The organism is Metabacillus sp. KJ11-3 (assembly GCF_055808295.1).
The window spans coordinates 2911470-2936697 of the sequence record NZ_CM147865.1 but is presented as its reverse complement, the minus strand read 5'-3'; the positions used below and the strand labels follow the sequence as shown (position 1 = coordinate 2936697).

Sequence of the window (25228 nt, the reverse complement as noted above, 5' to 3'; positions counted from 1 at the left end):
TTTTTTAAACGTTTATGTCTGATAATTATATATCTAAAAATTCTGACAAATATTATCATTTAATTTTGTAAGGGTTTTCAAAGGGGAGAAAGGAGGAAGGTTTTCATCAAGATGAAGCATAAGGTGACTATTTTCGAGAAGGAGAGGTAGTAAACTTATGAAAAGAAATGGACAAAAACTATTTGCCGTTTTTCTAAGTGTATTGTTATTCGCAGGAAGTATCCCGTTTTATTCAATGGACGTAAAGGCTGAGGAGAGTTTACTAACAAAGAAGTTTGATTTTGGGAATTCTTCCAGTGCAGTAGAAAACGGATATGACCAAGTCTCACCTGAGTCTGTTTATAGTGAGGAAAAGGGATTTGGTTTTAAGGATTCTTCTAAAGTTGAGGCTGTAGACAAAGGTACAGCTGATGCGTTAAAATCTGATTTTATTATGGCAAAGGAAACTAGTTTCCAGGTGGATTTACCAAACGGTGATTACTCGGTTACGGTCATTGCTGGAGATGCCACTGATTCTGCAAATATAGGAGTCGGTGCTGAGACGATTCAAAAGATTCAAGATACGAATGTATCATCAGGACAATTTATTGAGCGGACGTTTTCGATTGCATTGGTAGATGGACAACTAACGTTTGAGTTTACTGGAACAACTCCAAAGATTAATGGACTCATTATTACACAATTAGCAGAGCGGGTTCCAGGTGAGACACCAACAGTTTATATTGCAGGTGATTCTACAGTTCAAACATATGATGAGTATTGGAAACCGGAAGCTGGTTGGGGGCAAATGATCCCTAGGTTTTTTAACGGATCGATTACATTTGATAACCAGTCAATTGGTGGAAGAAGCTCTAAGTCTTTTATTTTTGAAGGACGATTAGATAATATTTTGACTGAAATACGTCCAGGTGATTTTTTCCTCATACAATTTGGTCATAATGATGCAACAATCAGCAGGCCTGAGCGATATGCTTCTGTTCCAGATTATAAAAACTATTTAAAAACATATATCAATGGTGCTAGACAACGTGGTGCTGAACCAATTTTAGTTACGCCAGTTGGACGACGGGATTTTAATGCTGAGACAGGCGTATTCAATGTTAGTTTCCCGGAATATGTTCAAGGAATGAAAGAAGTAGCAGAAGAACTGGATGTTGAATTAGTTGATTTAAGCACATTAAGTCGTGAATATTATGACACGATTGGTCCAGTTGGAACGAAAACAGTTTTCCTTCATACGGAACCGGGAATTTATACCGCTTTTCCAAATGGCTCTCAGGATGACACTCATTTTCAAGAGTATGGTGCTATTCAGATTGCTCGGTTATTATCTAGCGGAATTAAAGAGTTAGATAGCTCATTAGCTTCTTATGTAACAGACGTAGAGCAACCGGCAAATGTACCTGATAAGCCAACAGGTATCACGGCAAGCGGTATAAGTAATGCTGGGGCTGTATTAACGTGGGATGAAGTGGAAAATACCGATATATATAAAATCTATCGAAAGCTTTCAACTTCACCTAATGAAGACTATACATTAGTAGGAACTTCTACTATTTCAAGAATAAGTTTAATGGGTATGGAAGAAGGAAAATCCTATGATGTAGTTGTAACTGCGGTTAATGGAAAAGGAGAATCTGCACAATCAGAAATTGTTGTCATCAAAACAAAAGAAGCGAATCTTAAATTTGATTTTGGACCGGTAAGTAGCCCGGTTGCAGAGGGATATACTAATGTTGATTTAAATACTGTGTATACAAAAGAAAGAGGATATGGAATAAAAGATAATACAGGAATGATTACCCGTGACCGTGGTGACGGTGATACACCTTTAAGAGATGTAACACGTGACTGGCTCGGTTATTTTAATGTAGGGTGGGAATTCCAAGTAGATGTACCAAATGGGCTATATGCAGTAAAAGTTCATGTTGCTGATTTTCTTGGTAGTGCTAGATCAGATGTATCCATCGAAGGGAAGGATTTAGGTCCTGTAAATGCTTCTAACCGTAATTATACATCTAAGGTCTTTTCAGATGTGTCTGTTAAGGATGGACAAATGAATGTGAATTTTAAAGGATCAACAGGTATTGCGAATGGTCTTGAGCTCACACCTATTTTACTTGCTCCTTCAGAACTAAAGGCTGACAAGGTGAATTCTGATCCGGAAAACTCTTCTGTACAGCTTTCATGGAAAGCGGTAGAGGATGCAGTGAAATATAATATTTACCGTAAAGTTGCAGGTACAAGTCATAGTGAGTTAATTGGTACTGCAAATACAAATTCTTATACAGATACAAACGTTGATGTTGGAATGGAGTACGAGTACACAGCAACTACGATTGATCGTGCAAATGTTGAAACAGTTCCGTCTATGCCGTTAACGGTTTCAATGATTGATTCGTCTGTTCCAGTCCCTTCTGCACCAGAAAATTTGAAACTCGGGGAAGTAAACAAAAATGATGTTTCATTTAGCTGGGACAAAACAGATGGAGCAAAAACATACAATGTGTACAGATCAAAAAAGAAAGATGGAGAATACCAGTTAATTGGTAAAACAAATAAGGCGAATTATAAAGATGAGACGGTATTAACAACGATTAAGTACTATTATAAAGTTGCTGCTGTAAGTGCAGGAGGAATTTCTGAGCATTCAACTAGCCTTGAAACTCCAGCTGTAACCGTATTGAAAAAGCAAATGGAAACACTTGATCGCGGTTTAGTGGCGATGAAGACAGAAGATGGTGTTTATATAGGGTGGAGGTTTTTAGGAACAGAATCTAAAAATGTTTCATTTAATCTTTACCGTAATAATGAAAAAATCAATTCTAGTCCAATTACGTCAAGCACTAATTATGTGGATTCTAAAGGAAATGTAGACGATGTGTATGAGGTAAGAGCTGTTATTGATGGTAAAGAAAAGAAACAAAAAGTTCAGACATCAGTTATAGCCGAAAACTTTTTTGATATTCCGCTCCAAAAGCCGAATGATGGGGTTACACCATTAGGAGATCCCTACACATATTCTGCAAATGATGCAAGTGTGGGAGATTTAGATGGAGATGGAGAATATGAAATTATTCTTAAATGGGACCCGTCAAATTCTAAGGATAACTCACAAGCCGGCTATACAGGAAATGTCTATATTGATGCATACAAGTTAGATGGAACAAGATTGTGGAGAATTGATTTAGGTAAAAATATTCGTGCAGGTGCTCACTATACTCAATTTATCGTTTATGATTTTGATGGAGATGGTAAATCGGAAATAGCAATGAAAACAGCAGATGGCACAAAGGATGGTAAAGGAACAATCATAGGAAAAGAAGATGCAGATCATAGAAACTCTTCAGGATATGTGTTACAAGGTTCTGAGTATTTAACGATCTTTGAAGGAGAAACAGGCAAGGAACTTGTGACAACAGATTATACGCCTCCTAGAGGTGATGTTTCTTCATGGGGAGATGGATACGGCAACCGTGTGGACCGCTTTCTGGCAGGTGTTGCATACCTTGATGGAGAAACGCCTAGTATCATTATGGCACGCGGATATTATACAAGAACAGTTGTTTCTGCTTATAGTTTTAAAGAAGGTAAATTAACAAAGCAGTGGACCTTTGATACTAACAATGAAGGATATAGCGACTGGGCTGGTCACGGATATCATAGCCTAAGTGTAGCGGATGTGGATCATGATGGAAAAGATGAAATTGTTTATGGTCAGATCACAATTGATGATGATGGATCAGGACTCTATAATACCGGTCTAGGACATGGTGATGCATTACATGTAGGAGATCTAAACCCTAATCGGGATGGTCTGGAAATATTTTCCGTTCAAGAACATAAAGATGCGGAATTTGGATATGATCTTAGAGATGCAGAAACGGGAGAAGTTATCTGGGGAGTCAAAACTGGTGAAGATACAGGTAGAGGTATGACTGCTGATATCGATCCAACCCACGAAGGTGCAGAAGCCTGGGCGATTTCAGGTGAATGGAATAGTAAGGTTGGGGGATTACACTCTGCAACAGGAGAAAAAATAGCTGATACGATTCCTTCTTCAAACTTCGGTATCTGGTGGGATGGAGATTTATTAAGAGAATTGTTGGATCATAATTGGGATGCCAATAAGGGTGTTGGAACAGGGACGATTGAAAAATGGGATTATAAGAATAAAACACTAAAAGATCTTTTAGTTGCTGATGGAACTTACTCGAATAATTCAACAAAAGGCACACCTTCATTACAAGCAGATATACTTGGAGACTGGAGAGAGGAAGCTGTATGGAGAACAGAGGATAGCAGTGCTCTGCGTGTCTTTATGACGACTGATGAAACGGAACATAAAATGTATACACTTATGCACGACCCTCAATACCGAACAGCTATTGCATGGCAAAATGTTGGTTATAACCAGCCGCCTCATCCTAGTTTCTTTATTGGAGAAGGAATGGAAGAACCTCCTGCTCCAAATATTTACCTTGTTTCAGCACAAAGGCCTGATGAAACAGCACCTGAGACATCTTTTAGCTCTGGTAGTGATGCTCAAAATGGATGGTATAGAGAAACAGTGAAAATAGACTTCACTTCTATTGACCATGAATCGGAAATTGAAGCGACGTACTTTTCAATTAATAACGGTGAGATAAAGTCAGGTACATCTATTGAACTGAAAAACGAAGGAAAGTATATTATACATTACTGGAGTGAAGATACTGCAGGTAATGTGGAAGAAAAGCATGAATTAATAGTAAATATTGACAAATCCGGTCCGGATATACTATTTAATCTAGAAGATGAAACAGAAGTTGGGATCAATGAGATCATTTCTCTTTCATGTCAAGCTGATGATTCTTTATCAGGTATAGACTCAACAACATGTGAGAACTTAACTAAACATGCATATGAATTAGGTGTTGGGTCAACAGAATTCACAGCAGAAGCAATTGATAAAGCCGGAAATAAAAGTGAAAAAACAATTACAGTGGAGATCTTTGTAGATTATGATCATCTGGCAAACTTAACAAAGAAGTTTTTAGCTGAAAAAGGTCAGGAAAAAGAAGCTACATCTTTTGTAGAGAAACTTATAGCAGCTAAGAAGTCACAGGAAAAAGGTCAATCGAAAGCAAGAGATGGCCAACTTGGAGCATATATTAATCAAGTAAAGGCTCAAAAAAATAAATCTCTTACAGATGAGCAAGCAGATGTCCTTATCAGTTTAGCTGAAGAGCTAAAGAAATAGCTAATAAAAACTCGTTTCCTTAACGGAAACGAGTTTTTATTTACCTGTAAATGTAAAAAAAACATTGTTTTGACATACTAACAAGGTACCCAATTCTTTAATAGAAACTCTCTGATTAAGGAGGTTATAGAAAATTGCTGAAACATTCGAAGGTATTACTATTAATCATGATGATTTTGCCATGGTTTACTATTCCATTTATGGATAGAAGGACTTTTAAACGATTTTTACCCGCAAGTATTTTTATTTCACTCGTCGTGAGATTAGAAAGTTATCTTGCTGAAAAAAGACGGTGGTGGTGGATTTATGATAAGCTTCACCCAAGATTGAGAGGGGAAACACCGGTTTTGTGGGGGCCATTTATTGTTGGCTCTTTATGGATATTAAGATTTACATATGGAAAATTCTATCTATATATGTTACTTAACCTTTTAATTGATGCTTTCTTTTCTTATCCATTACTTAACTTTTTTCAGAAATTGGGAGTTGGTTCATTAGTACGGTTATCAAGGGTGAGATTAATGCTTATCTTTATGTTTAAAGCAGTGCTACTGTATGGATTCCAGTTTATAAAGGAAGAATATTTTGTAAGAAAAGACGAAGCTGAAATGAGTAACAACGATTCAAGTGAAGGTTAAATAGATCAATTTCGTCAATTTGTCTTAATAGTACACGAATTACTTCATAGAGCTGACATCAGCTCTATTTTTCGATTCATAACATTAACACATCCTACTTCACATGAACTACAATGAAAGATACATGTTTACATATAAATAATAAACACTAAGGTATACCCATTGTGAAAAGGAGTGCGTACATGAGTGACTTACTAGAAGAATATTATATGTTAGCCATTGACCGGACAAAGTCAAAGGTTTTAGAAGATATAGATCGATATTTTGAAGGAAAAGAAATTGTGCCAACTTATGAACAATATGTAAGAGAAAGAGGAGAATATATTGATCAGATATGGCTAAATTCATTTTTAAATGCTGCCACAAGCCATGCATCAAATACAGTAAAAAGACAATATCTGTTGGATAATAACTATGACCTTGAAGGAGTTAGTAAAAAGCTGGTTAATCAAATGTTTCGTAGTGAAATACGAAATGTAACTCCTTTTCATGTGTTGGACTGGCTTGAAGAAATGTTTATGGGCAAAGAAGAGGTATGGAGTGAAAAATATAACAAATCAAAGGAACTGTACGAGGCTCGAGTTAAGATGCAGGAACATCGTGAGAAGACACGAAAGCTCATGCAGAAATTTGAGTTCTACATGGAAGAATTACTTGGAGACCATTATGAAGATCTCTATTTATATATTCGATACTTAATTGGATCACATCTTGCCATTGAAGTTGAACAACAGGGTGTTGTCCTTCCTACGGGAGAAATGACTTTTTCTGATTATTTATATGACGAAGCCCATTTTGCATATAACAAATATCAATATGAAGAAGATATGACTGAGATGTATGAAAGGTTAATATCTGGATATTTATTTGATTTTGGTCCTAATTGGATTAAGGATCGACTTTCTTCCCATCTTTTTGATGAATATCATGAAGCATTTCATGAAAAATCACCAGATTATTTTATAAAAGAAATTGCATATGATTTATTTTTGGACTTAGCTAATGAGTTTTTTGCTGACCTGCTTGAGGAATTTGTCACAGATTTAATAAAACTTATAGATACACCGTTCGATCTTGAAACACATAAAAAGATTTATGAAACAGATATTTCAGAAAGAGAGCGGAAAATAGTTGCAGAGCTTGAGGAAATCAAGCGTCGTAAAGAAGAGGAAGCCCGAATGGTAGAGGATGTTTTCGGACGGGAATACAATCCTCCGGGTGGACGGAATATAGAATATGTATTGCATATTGGGGAAACGAATACAGGAAAAACATTTCATGCCATTCAACGTATGAAAGAAGCTGGTAGTGGTATTTATTTGGCTCCACTTCGATTGCTTGCCCTGGAGATTTATGAAAAGTTAAATCACGAAGGTGTCCCTTGCTCATTAAAAACAGGTGAAGAAGAAAAACTGGTAGCAGGTGCTAATCATGTTGCTTGTACTGTTGAAATGTTCTATGAGAAAGACTTTCATGAAGTTGTCGTAATAGATGAGTCTCAAATGATTGCAGATAAAGATAGAGGATTTTCCTGGTATAAAGCCATAACGAAAGCAAATGCAAAAGAAGTTCATATTATTTGCAGCTTTAATGCAAGACATATGATATTTCAGCTTTTGGGGGATTCGAATATTACGATCCATGAATATAGTAGAGAGGTCCCTTTAGAGGTAGAACCGCAGCTGTTCCGATTAAATCAGACCCGAAAAGGTGATGCCCTTGTTTGTTTTTCCAGAAAAAGAGTTCTTGAAACTGCTGCAGAGCTACAAAGAACTGGTCGTAAAGTGAGCATGATTTATGGGAGTATGCCGCCTGAAACAAGAAAGAAACAAATGGCACGTTTTATTAGTGGTGAAGCAACTGTTATAGTAGCAACAGATGCGATCGGAATGGGGTTAAATTTACCGATAAGAAGAATTGTTTTTTTAGAAAATGACAAATTTGATGGAACAAGAAGAAGATGGTTAACATCACAAGAAGTCAAACAAATCGCAGGCAGGGCTGGTCGAAGAGGACTATATGACATTGGCAAAGTAGCATTTGTACACAATCCCAAGTCAATGGCAAGGCTACTTGACCAACAGGATGAACCCCTTCAAGGGTTTGCCATTGCTCCAACAACAGGAGTGCTTGAGCGATTTCAGAAATATTCCCGTAAACTAGGATTGTTTTTTTACTTATGGGAACAGTTTAAAAGCCCTAAAGGTACAAAAAAAGCCTCACTGGCAGAGGAAAAGCTTTTGTATGAAATGATTGAAGATACAATGATTGAAGCAAAACTCTCGATGGCTGATTTATACGGCTTTTTGCATTTGCCTTTTTCAACGAATGAACCAACTTTACGAAATCAGTGGAAGCAAAAGCTAGAGGCTATTGTTGAGGGGGAAGAACTACCCGATCCGCTAATTAAAGAAGCAGGACTTGAAGAACTTGAATTATCATATAAATCGGTGGGTCTTCATTTATTATTTTTATACAAATTAGGCAGAAATACTGAAGCCCATTATTGGGAAAGAATAAGGGAAGAAATTAGTGACAAAATCCATGAACAGTTAAAATCGGGTGTGCAAATGACACGGAAAGCTTGTAAGGTATGTGGAAAAACACTGGCTAATAAATTTAAATTTGATGTTTGCAATGAGTGTCATTTTGAGAGACAAAAAAGAAAGGAAAAAAGGAAGATGAGGTATAACCAGTTCTAAATATGAAAAAAAGCTCATCGAAAGATTAATCGGTGAGCTTTAGTCATTTATTTAATTTCAACTTTTCCACTTGAGACATCTATCTTTACATCATGCTTTCCTGAGCCTGAAATACCATAAATAATATTTTTATCTTTTTGAAGTTCTTTTAACGTTAGATTAGATGTAATAATACCGCTGCCTGCTTCTCCTCGGAGAGTAAAATCCGCATCTGATGGCAAGTCTACCGTGCCAAATCCAGAATTTAATTTGATATCAAGAGAATCGGTTACCTTTTTCATTTGTAAATCTATCTTTCCGGAGGATAAATCAGCCATAACCTTTCCGGTATGATCTTTAATTGTCAGGTTTCCGGAGCTCATATCAAACGTACTTTCATCAGTTGTCAGGGAAGAAATCGAAACATTGCCTGATGAACCATCAAGTATAAAATTTTTAGTGGATAATTGACTTAATTTTACGTTTCCGGAGCTCATGTCAACTGTTAAATCTTCAAGGGTCATTGATTCACCGTCAAATACGATGTTACCTGAGCCGCTATCAATTAAAAGTTCCCGAGTAAAATCATCTGGGATATATATGGTGATTTCTCTTTTATTAAAGAATGAAAATACGTTAAACCAGCGTTTTGTTTCAGATTCAACAAGAATTGTATCCCCGTTATTTTTGACATTTACTTTTCCATTTCCTTTTATTTCAGCACGAACTTCATCTGTATTTTTCGGAATAATTGTTGTACTTGCACCTGAAACATCTAATTCAATTTTCTCCGTATTGCTGGTGACTTCAGCAGAAGATTTATTTTCGCCAAAGACAAACCATGAAGTATTTGTCTTGACAATTAATAGCAAGCCCCCAATAAAAAATAAAAGTAAAAACAGTTTTTTCATCATAAACCCTTCTTTCTTCGTCGCATATAGCGCTCATGTAATTACTTTTATCTTATAGAAAAAGAAGGATCGCGACAATGAACTCAAGCTTTATTTTATCTAAGTCTTGAGACTTACGGGAGAAGACAGTAATTAAGGACAGTTTTAAAAAACTGTCCTTATGCGGTATATTGTGCTACTTTTTTGTTTTAGTAACATCTTTAATATTTTCTTCTTCAGAAATTTCTGTTCCATAAGCTAAATTTGTATTCATAATAGAATTCCTTTTGCTTTTATAGGTTGGATGTTCATTTCGACTTTGTACCATAAGATGAATAACTATTTCTGCTCCGGTGATGATAATAGCAGAAATAATACTTCCCCATGCAATTTGAAGATAGTTTTCAAATAAAATACTTCCAAAAATCCACACACTTAAGTAACTAAGCAAAAAATCCGAAACCGCTGCAGCCCTTCTTCCTAGTTGAGGTAAAATGACCAATTCACCTACAACATATGAGGCGAAAGTAACGAATAGGCTGAATGATAAAATATCGACAAAATTTGCATTGAAAAAAAGATCCAGTCCTATACCAAAAGCAATCAAACAGGTGATGAATTTTATGAAAAGTAAAAGTGGTTGATTCATGTTTTAATCCCTCCTTGACCATTAGTTTTTATCAAATAACACTTGGTCATACGATGGAAAAAGAAAATTATGAGAGGATGATCGAAAACGAATTCTATAATTACTGTAAACATTACTTTTGGTTTACTAAAAAAATGAATTAGATAAGTATTAAGTTGGAAAATAATGAAATTAAAGTATTTTTGACGAATGATGACGAAAATAAAATAGATTATTTTCTAAAAAAAGTATTGAAAGCGCTTTAAAAGTTTGGTAATCTCGAATTATCAAGTAAATATTTAGTGAAATAAAAAAATGGCAAACATAGTTTATTTACTAAATTAAGTGTAGTGAGGTAATTGTTTATGGCGACGATCAAAGACATTGCAACACTTGCGAATGTATCTAGTTCAACAGTATCGAGGGTATTGAACAATGACCCTACCCTTACCGTACTTGATACGACTAGGGATCGAATTTTAAAAATTTCAAAGGAACTTGGCTACACTGCATTAAAAATAAGAAAAACCGAAAAACAAAGAGTAAAGAGAGCTGCTCAACAGAAAATTGGCATCTTTATGTCATGTACAGATGAAGAAATTGTTGATGGTATTGACGATCCTTATTTTGCTTCCATTAGAAGGGCTATTGAAAATGAATGCATGTTACGCGGACTCTTCCTAACAAGATTGATGAGAGTAAAAGATATTCAGCAAGCATCCCTAAATAATGAACTAGATGGATTGATTGTTCTTTCAGGTATGGATCTTTTGCAGTTAAATAAAATTAAAAATTACGTAGAGCATATTGTTTTTGTAAATTATTCGTTAAACGAAAATGATTTTGATTCTATTTTAGTAGACTTCAAAAAGGCAACCTGTGAGGCAGTGAAACATTTAGTGAAATTGGGATATAAAAAAATAGGGTTTCTTGGTGGAGTAGAACGAGAATCCATGACAGGGAAAAAACAGGTAATTAAAGGCGTTCGTCAAGAAACCTTTGAAGATTCACTTAAAGAACAAGGGTTATTTCAAAAGGAATATGTGTTTTTAGGTGAGTATTCAATGAAGCAAGGATATGAGTTAATGAAAACTGCGTTACAATTGCATGATCTTCCAGAGGCATTCTTTGTTGCAAGTGACTCTATGGCAATGGGAGCTATACGTGCTATATGTGAAGAAAATCTCCGCATACCTGAAGATATCGCAATTGTTAGTTTGAATGATGTTGAATTTGCGAAGTTTGCAAGCCCGCCATTAACATCAGTAAAAATTTATACAGAACAAATGGGAAAGCTTGGAGTTCAACTTCTGTTAGATCGCTTTGAAGGCAGGGGTATTCCTATAAAAGCGATTTTTCCAACTAAACTAATCATCCGTGAAAGTTGCGGATGGAAGCAAAGAATAAAGAGATCTTCTTTGTAGATATAGTGAATAATAGATATTGCTTAGATTGCTATATTCATATATTCTCGTTTCGCTAAAAAAGAAAACGTTTGTTCAAAAAAAATAGCGAATTTCTAAAAAATGGATCATGTATTCGGTAAATCTGATTTCAAAATCCAGATTTACTGCAAGAATATTCATTACGATTTGTAGGAGGATGAATGAAAGCGTTTGCTTAATCGTCTTTGCAATGGATGTGAGGAAGATACATGTTGGAGACGTACTTGTTGATTTTAAGGGGGTGATGTTCTACATAGACATGTTTACCAGGTGAATAACAAGGTTTTCAATCAGCATAACAAAAGGATTTCATTCACTAAGAAAATGGGGGTAAATGTAATGAAAAAGAAGTTAGCATTTTTATTGTTTGCCGTTTTGCTTATCATGATTCCTGCCTTACAAGCATGTAGTAATTCAAGTTCAAGTTCATCAAATTCCAGTGATTCAGGAAGTTCGGGATCTGGTGAAAAGATTAATTTAACATTTTCTGCATGGGGGAATCCAGCTGAAATAAAAGTATACCAACGAGCAGTGGATGGATTTAATAAAGAAAATCCTAATATACAGGTGAAGCTTGTTCCGATTCCTAGTGATGGTTATATCCAAAAGCTTCAAACACAACTTCAAGGCAGCCAGGCTCCTGACATATTCTATGTAGGTGATGGAGATATTTCTAAACTGGTGGAAACAGGAAAGCTCGCTCCTTTAAGTGAATTCATGAATAGCTCTGAAAGTTATGCAAAACCTGATGAGTTTGCAGAAGGACTATGGGGTGCTGCAAAAAAAGATGATGAGATCTATGGTATAACAGTGGATTGTAACCCTATGTTACTTTACTACAATAAAAAATTATTCGCTGAACTTGGGATTAAATCTCCACAGGAATATTTTGATGCTGGTGAATGGAACTTTGCTGCGATGGAAGAAGTAACAGATCAATTACGTGATGGCGGTAAATATGGTTTTATTGTAGATAACTCTTGGAATACCCTTTTCAGCTGGATTTGGGCAAATGGAGGAGATGTTTATAATAAAGAGACTGGCGATTTTATCCTAGACCAAAATGATAAAGGAATTGAGGCAATGAAATTCCTTGAGAAAATGATGAAGGATGAGAACTTTACTTATTCCGGTTCTTTGCCTAAGGGTCAGGGAGCTGAGGCAATGTTTATGTCAGGTCAAGTAGGTATGGTAAGTGCCGGTAGATGGTTTACCCCATTATTCCATGAAAATAAAGCATTAGAATGGGATTACATTTCTTGGCCTTCAAATACTGAAAATAAAACAGAGCCAGTTGCTATCCCAACAGCATATATGGCTGTAAACAATGATTCAAAGAATAAAGAAGCAGCTCAAAAATTTGCATCCTACTACACGTCTACATTAGGACAAGAAGCTCGTTTAGCTGGAATTGGAAATGCTATTCCATCAATTGGGGGTATTGATGAAATTGTAACAGATTCCAAGGTTCCTGAACATGTTGACTATATTATTCAAGCGCGTGAACAAGGTTTTGCAAACGCAATCCAATCAACTATTCCTGGATTGGATAAAGAGGCTAATGACATCATGGACTTATTGTATCTTGGAAAAGACGATGCTGAGACAACGATTGGAAAATACGCAGAAAAAGCAAAAGCAATGATCGCTGAGCACAAAGGTGAGTAACTAATTCAGAAAAGGGCGAAGATAGTGTTATGTGCATTTCCTATCTTCCCCTTCCATTTTAGCAGAAGAAGGTGAAAACATTGAATAGTCGTCAGCAAAATCTGTGGGGATTTATCTTCCTAACTCCTCAATTAATTGGACTACTTGCATTCTCATTAATACCAGTTCTTTTTACATTATCTTTAAGCTTTATGAAATGGGATGGATTCGGAGCAAAAGAATTTATTGGTCTAGCAAACTATAAGGATCAATTTACAAATCCTGATTTTTGGAAAGCACTTATGAACACAGCTTATTACACGGTGTTGGTTATACCTGTTCAAATCGCTATTTCCCTTATGGTAGCTATAGCACTTAATAAGATTAAAGGGAAAAACTTTTATCGTTTATTTTTCTTTATGCCTGTGGTCACTAGTTCTGTATCAATCGGTGTCATTTGGATGTGGATCTTAAACGGTGATTTCGGAATCTTAAACCAAGTTCTTGCGAATGTTGGTTTGAATGGTCCGATGTGGCTAACAGATACAAAATGGGTTATGCCATCTATTGCTATGCTAAGTATTTGGTGGGGCTTAGGCTACAATATGGTTATCTTTTTAGCAGGTCTGCAGGGAATTTCACGCTCATATTATGAAGCAGCTGATATTGACGGTGCGTCAAATTGGCAGAAGTTCCGTCATATTACATTGCCTTTATTATCTCCAACGACTTTCTTTATTACAATCATGGCAATCATTTCATCCTTTCAGGTGTTTGACCAAGCATATGTCATGACGAGTGGAGGACCGGCAAAATCAAGCTATACATTCGTGTATCACATTTACGAAGCGGCGTTTGTTGATTTTAATATGGGAGTAAGCTCTGCTGCTGCAATGATTTTATTCGTCATTATCTTAATGTTTACACTATTCCAGTTCAAGATGTCAAAGAGGTGGGTTCATTATGAAGATCAATGATGTTCAAACGAAAACTGTACCTAATCAGAATGTATCATTAAGTATTGGGAAACGAATAAAGCCAACAAAAGTTTTACTCCATGTTGTATTAATTATTGGCTCATTTTTGATGGTTGCTCCATTTTTATGGACAGTTAGTAGTTCCTTGAAGGATATGTCACAGATTTTTCTTATACCTCCAAAATGGTTGCCGGATCCAGTAACATTTCAAAACTATCCTAACTCTCTTACAGCAATGCCTTTTGATGTCGCGTACTTTAATAGTTTTTATATTACCTTCATTGTGGTTGTATTAAACTTATTAACGTGTTCAATGGCCGCCTATGCTTTTGCGAAAATTCGATTCCGGGGCTCAAATCTTTTATTCATCTTGTTTTTAGCAACTATGATGATTCCGAAGCAAGTAACAATGGTCCCTCTTTACATCATCATGGATAACCTGGGATGGATTGATACTCACTTGTCACTAATTGTACCTTCCGGTTTGTTTAACGCATTCGGTGTGTTTTTATTAAGGCAATTTATTAAAGGAATTCCAAATGAATTAGAAGAAGCAGCAGTTATTGATGGGGCGAACCCTCTTAGAATTTACTGGAGTGTAATCCTGCCTTTAATTCGACCGGCTTTAGCGGCATTTGGTATCTTTGCGTTCATGGGAATTTGGAATGGTTTCTTAGAGCCTCTCATTTATTTATCATCACCTGAAAAATTTACTGTTCCTTTACTATTAAATACATTTAAGGGTCTTTACTTTACAGATTGGTCACTGATGATGGCAGGAACAACCATTTCCGTTATACCAGTAATTTTAGTATACATCTTTGCTCAAAGGCAAATTATTGAAGGTATTGCATTAACAGGTTCAAAGAGCTAGCTAGTTATATTGAATGGAATATTTATATTGTAGAAGGGATGAGGAAGAATGTCGAAAATAACTTTTATAGGTGCAGGTAGTACAGTATTTGCTAAAAATGTATTAGGAGATTGTATGTTTGTTCCTGCTTTAGCAGGATTTGAATTTGCATTGTTTGATATTGATGAACAGCGTTTAAGAGATTCGGAGAATATGCTTAATAACTTAAAACAAAATTACAAGAGTAATATTACGATCAAATCATATACTGATCGAAAGGAAGCATTAAGAGGGGCAAAGTATGTGATTAATGCGATTCAGGTAGGCGGGTATAAGCCGAGTACTGTCATCGATTTTGACATACCTAAGAAATATGGGTTACGCCAAACAATTGCAGATACGATAGGAATTGGAGGTATTTTTAGATCATTACGGACGATACCTGTTATGTTGGATTTTGCGAAAGATATGGAAGAAGTTTGCCCTGATGCCTTATTTCTAAATTATACAAATCCTATGGCAGCGTTAACAGGCGCAATGCTCCGCTTTACAAATATTAAAACAGTAGGTTTGTGCCACAGTGTACAAGTATGTACCGAACATCTATTCAAAGATTTAGGGATGGATCATGAAGGAATTGAAGAAAAAATAGCGGGTATAAATCACATGGCATGGCTTCTTGAAGTGAAGCGTGACGGCAAGGACCTCTATCCGGAAATTAAGCGTCGTGCAAAAGAAAGACAGAAAACAAAACATCATGATATGGTCCGTTATGAGTTGATGGATAAATTCGGTTACTATGTAACGGAATCTTCTGAGCATAATGCGGAATATCACCCTTACTTTATTAAGAGTAACTATCCGGAGTTAATTGACCGATTCAATATTCCATTGGATGAATATCCTCGTCGTTGTGTTGAACAAATCGAAAGATGGGAAACGATGCGAGAAGATATGGTAAACAATAGCCAGCTTACTCATGCACGATCACATGAATATGGCTCTCGTATAATAGAAGCAATGGAAACGAACATTCCCTTTAAGTTTGGTGGCAATGTTCTAAATACCGGCCGTCTTATCAGCAACTTACCTGCAAATGCATGTGTTGAAGTACCTTGTGTGGTTGATCGGAGTGGTATTATGCCAACCTATGTTGGAGATCTGCCAGAGCAATTAGCAGCACTTAACAGAACAAATATTAATACACAGCTCTTAACAATTGAAGCAGCGATGACAGGAAAACGAGAAACGGTTTACCAGGCTGCCCTCCTTGATCCGCATACAGCTGCAGAACTTTCAATGGATGATATTATTGCAATGTGTGATGACTTAATTGAAGCTCATGGGGATTGGTTGCCGCAGTTTGCGAATCAAAAGGCAATAGTAAAATAAAGAAAAAGCGACTAATTCTATTTAGAATAGAAGTTGGTCGCTTTTTTCGCATTCCAAATTGTATTGAAACTTTCTATTCAGTAGTTTCGTATAATATAAAGAAAGGAGGGGAATTGATGGGAGATCCATATTATTCCGGTGATGTTTTATTTCAAATTGTTCCAATATTCATTGGTATTATTTTTATTATTGTGTTTGGAAGTATTCTGTTTACAGTGTTTAAGGGAGTTGGTCAATGGAAGAAAAATGAGCAATCACCCCGCTTATCTGTTCCTGCTGAAGTAAAGACTAAGCGTACACATGTAAGAAGAGTAGGTCAAGAAGGTCATTCAAGTACTTCATATTTTGTAACATTTGAGTTTTCCAGTGGTGACCGTTCAGAATTAAAAATGTCAGGCAAGGAATACGGATATCTTGCTGAAGGCGATGTTGGAATCTTGACTTTTCAAGGTACCAGATTTTTAGGGTTTGAACGGAAACAACAAGTAGAAGATGAAACATTATAAAAGGAGTTGGATTTATGATCAAAGTAGAAAGTATTCATCATGTTAGTCTATCTGTAACAGATTTGCAAAAAGCTAAACACTTTTACGGGACACTTTTAGGATTTAAGGAATTAAAGAGGCCACCTTTTGATTTTCCGGGGGCATGGTATCAAATTGGAGATCAACAGTTGCACTTAATTGTACATAATAGGTCCACAACAATTCGCAATACTGATGAAATTGACTCAAGAGATGGACATTTTGCTATTAGAGTAAAAGATTATAAGAAAACTTTACATTACTTAAAAGGAGTTGGTATAGAAATAAAGGAAAAACCTAATAGTACAAGCGGATTTGCACAAATATTTTGCGTGGATCCTGATCACAATTTAATTGAATTTAATGTTGATCAAGAAACATTGAAAGATCGTCAACCTTTATAAAGAAGTTATTAAAAGAGCTAGTTATATGTCCTCTATTTTATTCGTGCCAATCTACTTATTCTATTCAAATGGGTATGAGTCATTTCTATCAAAAATATAAATTTCCACTATTTCCATTTAAATCATATCCGGAATTTAGTATATATAAAGTAGGTCAGTTTTAAATTTCACTAAATGAGGAGGAAAAAAATGGCTCAAACACCACAAGTTAAATTAGTTCCTTTTACAATCAATTCAATTGTGGATCAAACAAATGAAACTCCGAAGGGCGTTAGCTTAATTCAGGCTCCTGAGATTTGGGAGGATAGCAACCAAGGAGAAGGTATTGTAGTAGCTGTTATTGATACTGGTGTTGATAAAGACCATCCCGATCTTAAGAATCAAATTATTGGTGGAAGAAATTTTACAACTGATTTTAATGGCGATCCAGACATGTTTGAAGACAATAATGGTCATGGTACACATGTTTCTGGTACAATAGCTGCTTCTTTAAATAATGATGGTGTTGTAGGAGTAGCACCAAAGGCGGAAATATTAAGTTTAAAAGTGTTATCTGGTGAAGGATCGGGTAATTATGAATGGATTATAAATGCAATTAACTATGCTGTTGATTGGCGGGGACCTCAAAACCAACGAGTTCGGGTTATTTCTATGTCACTTGGTGGTCCTGAAGATGTTCCTGAGCTTCATAAAGCGGTAAAAAATGCGGTAGATCACGGTATATCTGTCGTAGTTGCAGCAGGAAATGAGGGAGACGACAGAGAAGATACATTTGAGTATTCTTATCCCGGAAGTTATAACGAGGTTATTCAGGTAGGTGCAGTGAGTCATAATTTAGAGCTTGCACCATTTACAAACACAAATTCAGAAGTAGATTTAGTGGCACCTGGTGTGGATGTCGTGTCAACATATCCGGATAATAAATACGCATCTCTATCCGGCACTTCAATGGCTACCCCACATGTAGCGGGAGCCATCGCTTTACTTATTAATTTAAGTGAAAGAGAGTTTAATCGATCACTGATAGAATCAGAAATATATGCTCAACTCGTTAGAAGAACATTGCCATTAGGCTATAGAAAAAGTTCAGAAGGTAATGGTTTTCTTGTCCTTAACTTGGTAGATAAAATTTATGAAATTATTAATGTCGCACGATTGAATATACCCCTGCAACACAAGTAAATGGTTTTACATCAATTAGCCCACATCGTAGAGCCTTATGAAACTCTAAAGTGTGGGCTTTTTTTATTAGGCTATTTTCACATAGTGTCTAAAAGCGCAATGGAACGAACTAATTATTACCTTTAACTCATAATAAAAAACAACAAAGTTTGCGAAAATTGCCTTTAAAAATAAGGGAGGGAAAATCATGGACCAGGTAAATCATAAATTATTGTATCAAGAAGTAGATTTAGACGAACTTTTAGTAGAAGTAAAGCATAATAAAATTAGAATGAATAAAGAAGATGAATATTACGATAAAGAAGAAGATCAAAAAATAATCAATCAATACTATCAGAATATCTCATTTCATACCTCAGATAAAAAAGAAATGTTTATGCAATTAAGTGAATTAATTACTAACACTCATGAAATCCATCTTCCATACAATTCAACAACTAGAAATTATCTATACTCCTGGGTAGATTTACAAACGGATGGCACGTTAAGGAGCATCTATTCTGGAAAAAATAAGGACCCGGAGCAGCTTATAAAAGAAGACTATGAGGCTGAGTTGAGCAGAGAGATGGCCTATAGCCAGCTAGAGAAAATGACATTAGGACATGAAGCTGTCATACAGGACACGATCAAGGTCATAGAAAAGGAAAACATGTATAATTGTGAGCACGTTGTCCCACAATCTTGGTTTGATAAAGATAATCCTATGAGAGGGGATTTACACCATTTATTTACATGTGAAAAAACATGTAACTCGTTAAGATCTAATTATCCTTATTATGATTTTACGGACTATTCTCCTGAATTTTCGTTAAAAGGAATTGCATCAGAATGTGGGAAATATGAAGAACAAAAGTTTGAACCTGAAAGTGGAAAAGGGGAAGTAGCAAGAGCAACATTGTATTTTTTATTGAGATATCCAAATGAAATTAATCATTATGACCATAAAGATATTAAATTGCTTTTAAAATGGCATCATGAGTTTACGGTAACAACACATGAAAAGCATCGAAACAAAGCTATATATGAAAAGCAAAAGAATAGAAATCCATTAATAGACTTACCTCAAATTGCGGGTGAAATTGATTTTTCGGTGGGGTTAAAATAGACAAACCTGTAATGCTAATTTGATAATAATTTTATGCAAATAACCTTGTGCCATTATTTTTCCTTCCAAGCACAAGGTTATTTTAATGCTTAAAAATATTTATTATTCTTTCCAAAATTCATAATTTAGTAATAGGAACCTTCCACTCAACTTACTTATGGCAAAAAAATAATAACGACAAGTAATTACACTTAGTTTATTCAGTAGATAAAGTAAATGAAGATATGATAAAGTATTTAAGTAGTATTTTACTATTTTTATTAAATGGCTGTTTTCGCAAAAATTGTTGTATATAAAAGTTACTTTAACTCTATAGTGGAATGGAGCGGAAGACACTCGACTCCTGCGGGAAGTAGAGGAAAGGCTGAGACCCCACAGGCGAAGCCGAGGGGGGATCAGGTTCCTCACCGATGCATGGAGTATCTGGAGAGCAATGGAATGAACTAATTTTCACCTTTACATTACAACAAAGCATGCAAAAAACACTCTATTTCATTATTTGCTTGGGGATGGGCTTGAATGTGGATTAAATTAGGTAGATACAATACATTACGTAATCAAATATTACTAGTTTTTATTACAGTGATGACAATTGTTTTGTGTTTTGTTGGTATCATGACGTATTTTATTGTTTCAACATTATTGCAAGACAATGCTGAAAAACAAATTCAGCAGACTGCAGTCGAAGCAAACGGAAGGATGGAATCGTTGCACCAGCAAATTGATTTATTAACAAGACAAGTTGCAACAAATTCAAACATACAACAGATGCTTCAAGATGAATCACAGGGAAAACTGGTTACTTTTCAACAAAGACAAGCATTAGTCAGGCTTAGTAATGAATACCTAACCTACACAAATGGTATAAATAACTTAGAAATTTACTCAGCTGATAATCGAAAGTTAATCCCTCTTGATGGTGAAGCATTAAATAAGCGGATAAGTCAGAACTGGATTTTAGAAGCTGACAGGGCTGAAGGGAAATTGGTCTGGATAGGACAAGACCCCAATGAACCCTCTTATTATCTTGCAATAAGAAGAGTTAGCTTAATCGATCGATGGTTTTCAAACGGTGGTTATATCGTATTACAAATTAATCCTAATTATTTTGAATTTAGTGAAACCCGTCTAAACAATGAATATATGATTCTGGTGGATCAAAATAATAAGCAAATTTCAAGTAATTACAATGGAGATATATCACCGATTATTAAGGAAAAAGAAAAAACACTAACATTAAATGGAAGCGATTTCATGTTAGTGAAACAAACATCTTCTATAACAGGATGGACACTGTATATTTTAACACCAGTTAATGAGGTCATGGGCGGTATTACTGTATTGCGGGCAGCTATTCTTTTATCAGGTATTTTTGGGTTTTTAATTTTCTCCTTTTTTGCGGTGTTTTTATCTACTATGATTACGAAGCCGATTTTTCGATTAACAAAAACAATGAAGAAAGCAAGTGAGGGAGAACTTACGTTGAATCCGGAGATATCTTCGACAATTGAAATTAATAGGCTTAATGAATCGTATAATCAGCTTGTTGAAAATACGAATGAACTCATTCAAGTCGTTTATGAAAAAGAAATATTAAAAAGTCATGCAGAATTAAAAGCTTTGCAATCCCAAATTAATCCCCATTTTCTTTTCAACACACTGGATGCAATGTACTGGTCTTTAGATGAAAAAGGTGAAGGTGAGCTGGCGGAAACGGTATTAGCTATGTCGGAATTATTTCGTTATACCATTAGTAACCAAAAACAAGATGAATGGGTAACCATTAAACAGGAGTTAGAGCATGTTGAATTGTATATGCAGCTCATGAAAATGAGATTTGGAGAACGATTTACCTGGCAGGTAAGTATCCCTTCAGAACTGGAAACTGTTCCTATTCCTAAGCTGCTCATTCAGCCGATTGTAGAAAATGCCATATTACATGGAGTTGGTAATAAAGTTGGAAGTGGCTTTGTACATGTCATTGTGGAATCATCTTCACATCCAGGTTATATCATGATTTCAGTCCTTGATACAGGTCCTGGTATGGAAACTGACACCATAAAGAAAATTAAAGGCTTGCTGGACAAAGGGAAGGTATCATCATTAAAGGGGAATGGTATAGCACTTGGTAATGTGAATAAACGGTTAAATCTATATTATAAACAGCATGAATTAAATGGAATTAACATTTCAAGCAAACGAAACGAAGGAACATGTGTGTCGTTTCAAATTCCGATAAATAGAGGTGGGGCATATGCTGAAAAAAACAATTTTAATCGTGGATGATGAGCCTAAAACAAGGCAAGGATTGAAGAAAACACTCGAGGATTGGGCAGCTGGACAGTTTGAAATTATTAGCACAGATGGAGCATCTGCAGCAATAGATATTTTAAAACAAAAAGAAATCCATATCTTAATTACAGATATTTCAATGCCTGAAATGAATGGAATAGAAATGCTCAAACGACTTCAAGTGCAAAAGCAATACCCTGTTGTCATTATTATCTCTGCATACTCAGAATTTGATTACGCACAAGAAGCCATTCAATTAGGTGTGCTAAATTACTTATTAAAGCCTATTAGTAAGAATAAATTAATAGAAGCCGTCGAAAAAGCAGTGGAAGTTCAAAAGAAACGTGAAAGAGAAGGAAAACTGACAAGGATTATTGATGAGAGGTTAGTAGATGTAAAGGTAGAGGAAAAGGAGGAAGATTCCCATATTCAGAGAGCGATGAATTATGTTGATCAACATCTTAATGAGCAACTAACACTAAAAGAAGTGGCAGCCTTTGTTCACCTAAATTCCAGTTATTTTAGCGTGCTTTTTAAGGATCAAACAAAAATGACTTTTAGCGAATATGTAACGAGAAGCCGTCTGCAGAAAGCAAAAAACCTTTTAATCGAGTCAAATTTACCTGTATCAGATATTGCAGAAGCGGTCGGATATAATACCGCTAAATACTTTATAAAAATTTTTAAGGAATACGAGGGACAAACCCCAAGTAAATATCGAAAAACGGCAATGATGAAGGATTTCTAAAATAAGTGGAATTTTCCCCAACCATCGTTACCTTATTCTACAGGAAAAACGTTGCTATAATTACGTTGTAAGCGCATAACAAAGGAATAATAAAAAGTAAGAGGGGGAAAGATTCATGTTAAAAAAGAAAGCGGTATCAATATTTTTTGCCCTTACAATGATTATAGGGCTCGCATTAACAGGTTGTTCAAGCTCCAGCTCAGGAGAGTCAAGTGGAGGAAGCTCTGGTGGAGATGATGTTACAGTAAAACTCATGCACCTTTGGCCTTCGGGAAGCTCGAAACAACATAATATGATTGTCAATGACATTGCAGCAGAATATGAAAAAGAAAATCCAGGGGTTAAAATTGAGCAAGAAATTTTAAGTAATGAACAATACAAGGAAAAACTAAAAGTACTGTCAGCATCAAATGAGTTACCAGATGTCGGAATGACATGGGCAGCAGGGTTCTTAGATCCTTATGTAAAGGGAAATAAATTTGCACCACTTGATGATATCTTAGAAGGTGGTCTAAAAGATTCTTTTATCGCAGGAACAACTGAAGCTTATGCTGTAGATGGAAAAACTTATGGGTTACCACTTGAATTAAACATTGCACCAGTGTATTACAATAAGAAAATCTTTGAAAAATACAATTTAGAAGTACCTGAAACGTATGAAGACTTTAAAAACATTATAAAGACCCTTGCGGACAATGGTGTGACGCCAATTACATTAGGAAACAAAGATCGTTGGACAGGGTCTTTATGGTATATGTATTTAGCTGACCGTCTCGGTGGTCCTGAAACATTAACAAATGCTATCAATCGTTCTGGAACTTTTGAAGATCCAGCTCTAGTTAAAGCTGCGGAAGAAATTCAAAACTTAGTTGGCATGGATGCATTTGTGAAGGGGTTCAACGGGCTGTCCAATGATGAAGCAAAAGGTCCGTTTATGAATGAACAAGCAGCAATGTACTTAATGGGTTCTTGGGAATCACCAAATTACACTACAAATGAAGATGTTCCACAGGAATTCAGAGATTCGGTTGGGTTCTTTAAATTCCCAGCTGTTGAAGGTGGAAAAGGGGATATTAACAGCTTTGTTGGTGGTCCTGGAGTAGGTTTGTTCGTTTCTGAAGACTCAGAGGTAAAAGAAGAAGCAAAAAAATTCGTGGAATTTTTTGTGGAAAAATGGGGTGAGCGTTCAGTAACAGATGCTGGTGTAATACCTGCAACAAAAGTTGACACTGCTTCTGTTGAGTTACCACAAATGTATATTGATGTATTAGATGAGCTAAGCAATGCAAGCAATATTACATTATACGCCGATGTTCAAATGAGTGCATCTGTTGCAGAAGAGCACTTGAATATGATTCAAGCATTATTTGGTGGAGAAGTAAAACCGGAAGAATTTGCGAAAAAACATGAAGAAGCTCTTGCTAGTGAAGAGTAAGCTAACGGTTTTTAGAAGCATGTGAAGTAAAAAAGGACATATCAATATTGATCGATATGTCCTTTTTTATACCTATATAGCCTCAATATAGTAATCTCTCCGCAAAACAAAACTTCAAATTTCATTTTTTTGAAATATAAATGACGGGGATGTAAGCCCTAAAAGAGTTGATCATACCAACCTTTAAAAAGAAAGGTGAGAAAACAATGGATAAAGTGATGTCCAATAAATTAGTCATAGCACTATATGTTTTACCTGCACTACTACTCATTATGGTATTAATTTATGTGCCAATCGCTTTAACGGGTTACTATGGATTAATGAAATGGGATGGAATAGGAGAAATGACCTTTATCGGTCTAGAAAATTATATAAAATTATTATCGGATGGGAAATTCTGGGCTAGTGCATATCATTCCTTTTTACTAGCGATTTTTTCAGCTTTAAGTTTAGTAGGCTATCTAATTATTTCATTAGTACTTGCTGGGAAGATTAAAGGGGCAAATTTTTTAAGGAAAATTTATCTCATTCCAATGTTGCTTTCCTCAGTTGCAATAGCTCAACTTTGGTTAAAAGTCTATCATCCCTCAAACGGATTGGTGAACAGTTTACTAATGTCTCTAGGAGTAGAAAATCCGCCTGCATGGCTTGCAGAACCTAAATATGTGTTAGGAGCTATTTTTGTTCCAATTATTTGGCAATATGCAGGGTTTTATATCCTAATCTACTATGCTGCATTGAAAAACATACCTGAATCTCTCATTGAAGCTGCGAGAATTGATGGAGCAAATGCTTTTCAAATTGCTTATAAAATTAAAGTTCCGCTTATTGCAGGCGTCATTAAGGTAACAATTGTGTTAGCGATTGTTGGTTCACTTAAATATTTTGACCTTATCTATGTTATGACTGGTGGGGGACCAAATGGTTCAAGTGAGGTCATGGCATCCTATATGTACCAAAAGGCATTTGGGACATATGACTTTGGCTACGGTAGCGCAGTTGGCTTCTTCTTATTATTAATCTGTTTAGTCGTAACATGGATTATTCGAAAACTAACAGCCACTGGCGAAGAAATTCAGTATTAAGAAAGGAGCGGAATCCACATGAGCATAGAAGTGAAACAACAAACACACTCAAATATCACT

General features: G+C 35.7%; 18 protein-coding genes. 16 read left to right on the top strand and 2 right to left on the bottom strand.

What is annotated here, in order from left to right; all coding sequences use genetic code 11:
* Nucleotides 1–157: 157 nt before the first annotated feature.
* The 3 genes from AC0L8O_RS14875 to AC0L8O_RS14865 all read left to right on the top strand — a co-directional run bounded on the left by AC0L8O_RS14875 (nt 158) and on the right by AC0L8O_RS14865 (nt 8582).
* Complete coding sequence (locus AC0L8O_RS14875; protein WP_473443383.1) at nt 158–5242, top strand: rhamnogalacturonan lyase family protein; 5085 nt, start codon at nt 158–160, stop codon at nt 5240–5242.
* Nucleotides 5243–5376: 134 nt separating this feature from the next.
* Entirely contained in the window at nt 5377–5880 is a 504-nt protein-coding gene (locus AC0L8O_RS14870) for a hypothetical protein (protein WP_473443381.1), read from the top strand.
* A 182-nt stretch (nt 5881–6062) separates the two neighbouring features.
* Entirely contained in the window at nt 6063–8582 is a 2520-nt protein-coding gene (locus AC0L8O_RS14865) for a DEAD/DEAH box helicase (RefSeq protein ID WP_473443378.1), read from the top strand.
* A gap of 47 nt (nt 8583–8629) precedes the next feature.
* On the opposite strand, the gene AC0L8O_RS14860 is transcribed toward AC0L8O_RS14865, so the two are convergent.
* Nucleotides 8630–9475, bottom strand: a complete 846-nt coding sequence (locus tag AC0L8O_RS14860) for a DUF4097 family beta strand repeat-containing protein (protein ID WP_473443376.1) — start codon at nt 9473–9475, stop codon at nt 8630–8632.
* Nucleotides 9476–9647: 172 nt separating this feature from the next.
* Complete coding sequence (locus tag AC0L8O_RS14855) at nt 9648–10100, bottom strand: YndM family protein (protein ID WP_473443374.1); 453 nt, start codon at nt 10098–10100, stop codon at nt 9648–9650.
* A 344-nt stretch (nt 10101–10444) separates the two neighbouring features.
* Between AC0L8O_RS14855 and AC0L8O_RS14850 the strand changes: the two genes are divergently transcribed.
* The 13 genes from AC0L8O_RS14850 (at nt 10445) to AC0L8O_RS14790 (ending at nt 25168) form a co-directional block, all read left to right on the top strand.
* Nucleotides 10445–11503 (top strand): LacI family DNA-binding transcriptional regulator, encoded by a 1059-nt coding sequence (locus AC0L8O_RS14850; RefSeq protein WP_473443373.1) that lies wholly within the window; start codon nt 10445–10447, stop codon nt 11501–11503.
* Between the two features lie 360 nt (nt 11504–11863).
* Nucleotides 11864–13192 carry an ABC transporter substrate-binding protein gene (locus tag AC0L8O_RS14845; protein WP_473443371.1) on the top strand — a complete coding sequence of 443 codons (1329 nt, stop codon included), beginning with the start codon at nt 11864–11866 and terminating at the stop codon, nt 13190–13192.
* Between the two features lie 80 nt (nt 13193–13272).
* Entirely contained in the window at nt 13273–14148 is an 876-nt protein-coding gene (locus tag AC0L8O_RS14840) for a carbohydrate ABC transporter permease (protein WP_473443369.1), read from the top strand.
* Complete coding sequence (locus AC0L8O_RS14835; protein ID WP_051475672.1) at nt 14135–15022, top strand: carbohydrate ABC transporter permease; 888 nt, start codon at nt 14135–14137, stop codon at nt 15020–15022. Before AC0L8O_RS14840 ends, AC0L8O_RS14835 begins: the two co-directional genes overlap by 14 nt.
* 48 nt (nt 15023–15070) lie before the next feature.
* Complete coding sequence (gene melA, locus AC0L8O_RS14830; RefSeq protein ID WP_473443367.1) at nt 15071–16393, top strand: alpha-galactosidase; 1323 nt, start codon at nt 15071–15073, stop codon at nt 16391–16393.
* A gap of 116 nt (nt 16394–16509) precedes the next feature.
* Nucleotides 16510–16899 carry a DUF2500 domain-containing protein gene (locus AC0L8O_RS14825; protein WP_473443365.1) on the top strand — a complete coding sequence of 130 codons (390 nt, stop codon included), beginning with the start codon at nt 16510–16512 and terminating at the stop codon, nt 16897–16899.
* A gap of 14 nt (nt 16900–16913) precedes the next feature.
* Nucleotides 16914–17321 (top strand): VOC family protein, encoded by a 408-nt coding sequence (locus tag AC0L8O_RS14820; protein ID WP_473443363.1) that lies wholly within the window; start codon nt 16914–16916, stop codon nt 17319–17321.
* 189 nt (nt 17322–17510) lie between these two features.
* Entirely contained in the window at nt 17511–18503 is a 993-nt protein-coding gene (locus tag AC0L8O_RS14815) for a S8 family peptidase (protein WP_473443362.1), read from the top strand.
* Nucleotides 18504–18690: 187 nt separating this feature from the next.
* Entirely contained in the window at nt 18691–19608 is a 918-nt protein-coding gene (locus tag AC0L8O_RS14810) for an endonuclease I family protein (RefSeq protein WP_473443359.1), read from the top strand.
* A gap of 519 nt (nt 19609–20127) precedes the next feature.
* Nucleotides 20128–21894, top strand: coding sequence for a sensor histidine kinase (locus AC0L8O_RS14805; protein ID WP_473443357.1), 1767 nt, complete (start codon nt 20128–20130; stop codon nt 21892–21894).
* A complete protein-coding gene (locus AC0L8O_RS14800) occupies nt 21863–22648 on the top strand; it encodes a response regulator transcription factor (protein WP_473443355.1) in 786 nt (261 codons plus the stop codon). Before AC0L8O_RS14805 ends, AC0L8O_RS14800 begins: the two co-directional genes overlap by 32 nt.
* A 115-nt stretch (nt 22649–22763) precedes the next feature.
* Entirely contained in the window at nt 22764–24083 is a 1320-nt protein-coding gene (locus AC0L8O_RS14795) for an extracellular solute-binding protein (protein WP_473443353.1), read from the top strand.
* 206 nt (nt 24084–24289) lie between these two features.
* Complete coding sequence (locus AC0L8O_RS14790; RefSeq protein WP_473443351.1) at nt 24290–25168, top strand: carbohydrate ABC transporter permease; 879 nt, start codon at nt 24290–24292, stop codon at nt 25166–25168.
* Nucleotides 25169–25228: the final 60 nt, after the last annotated feature.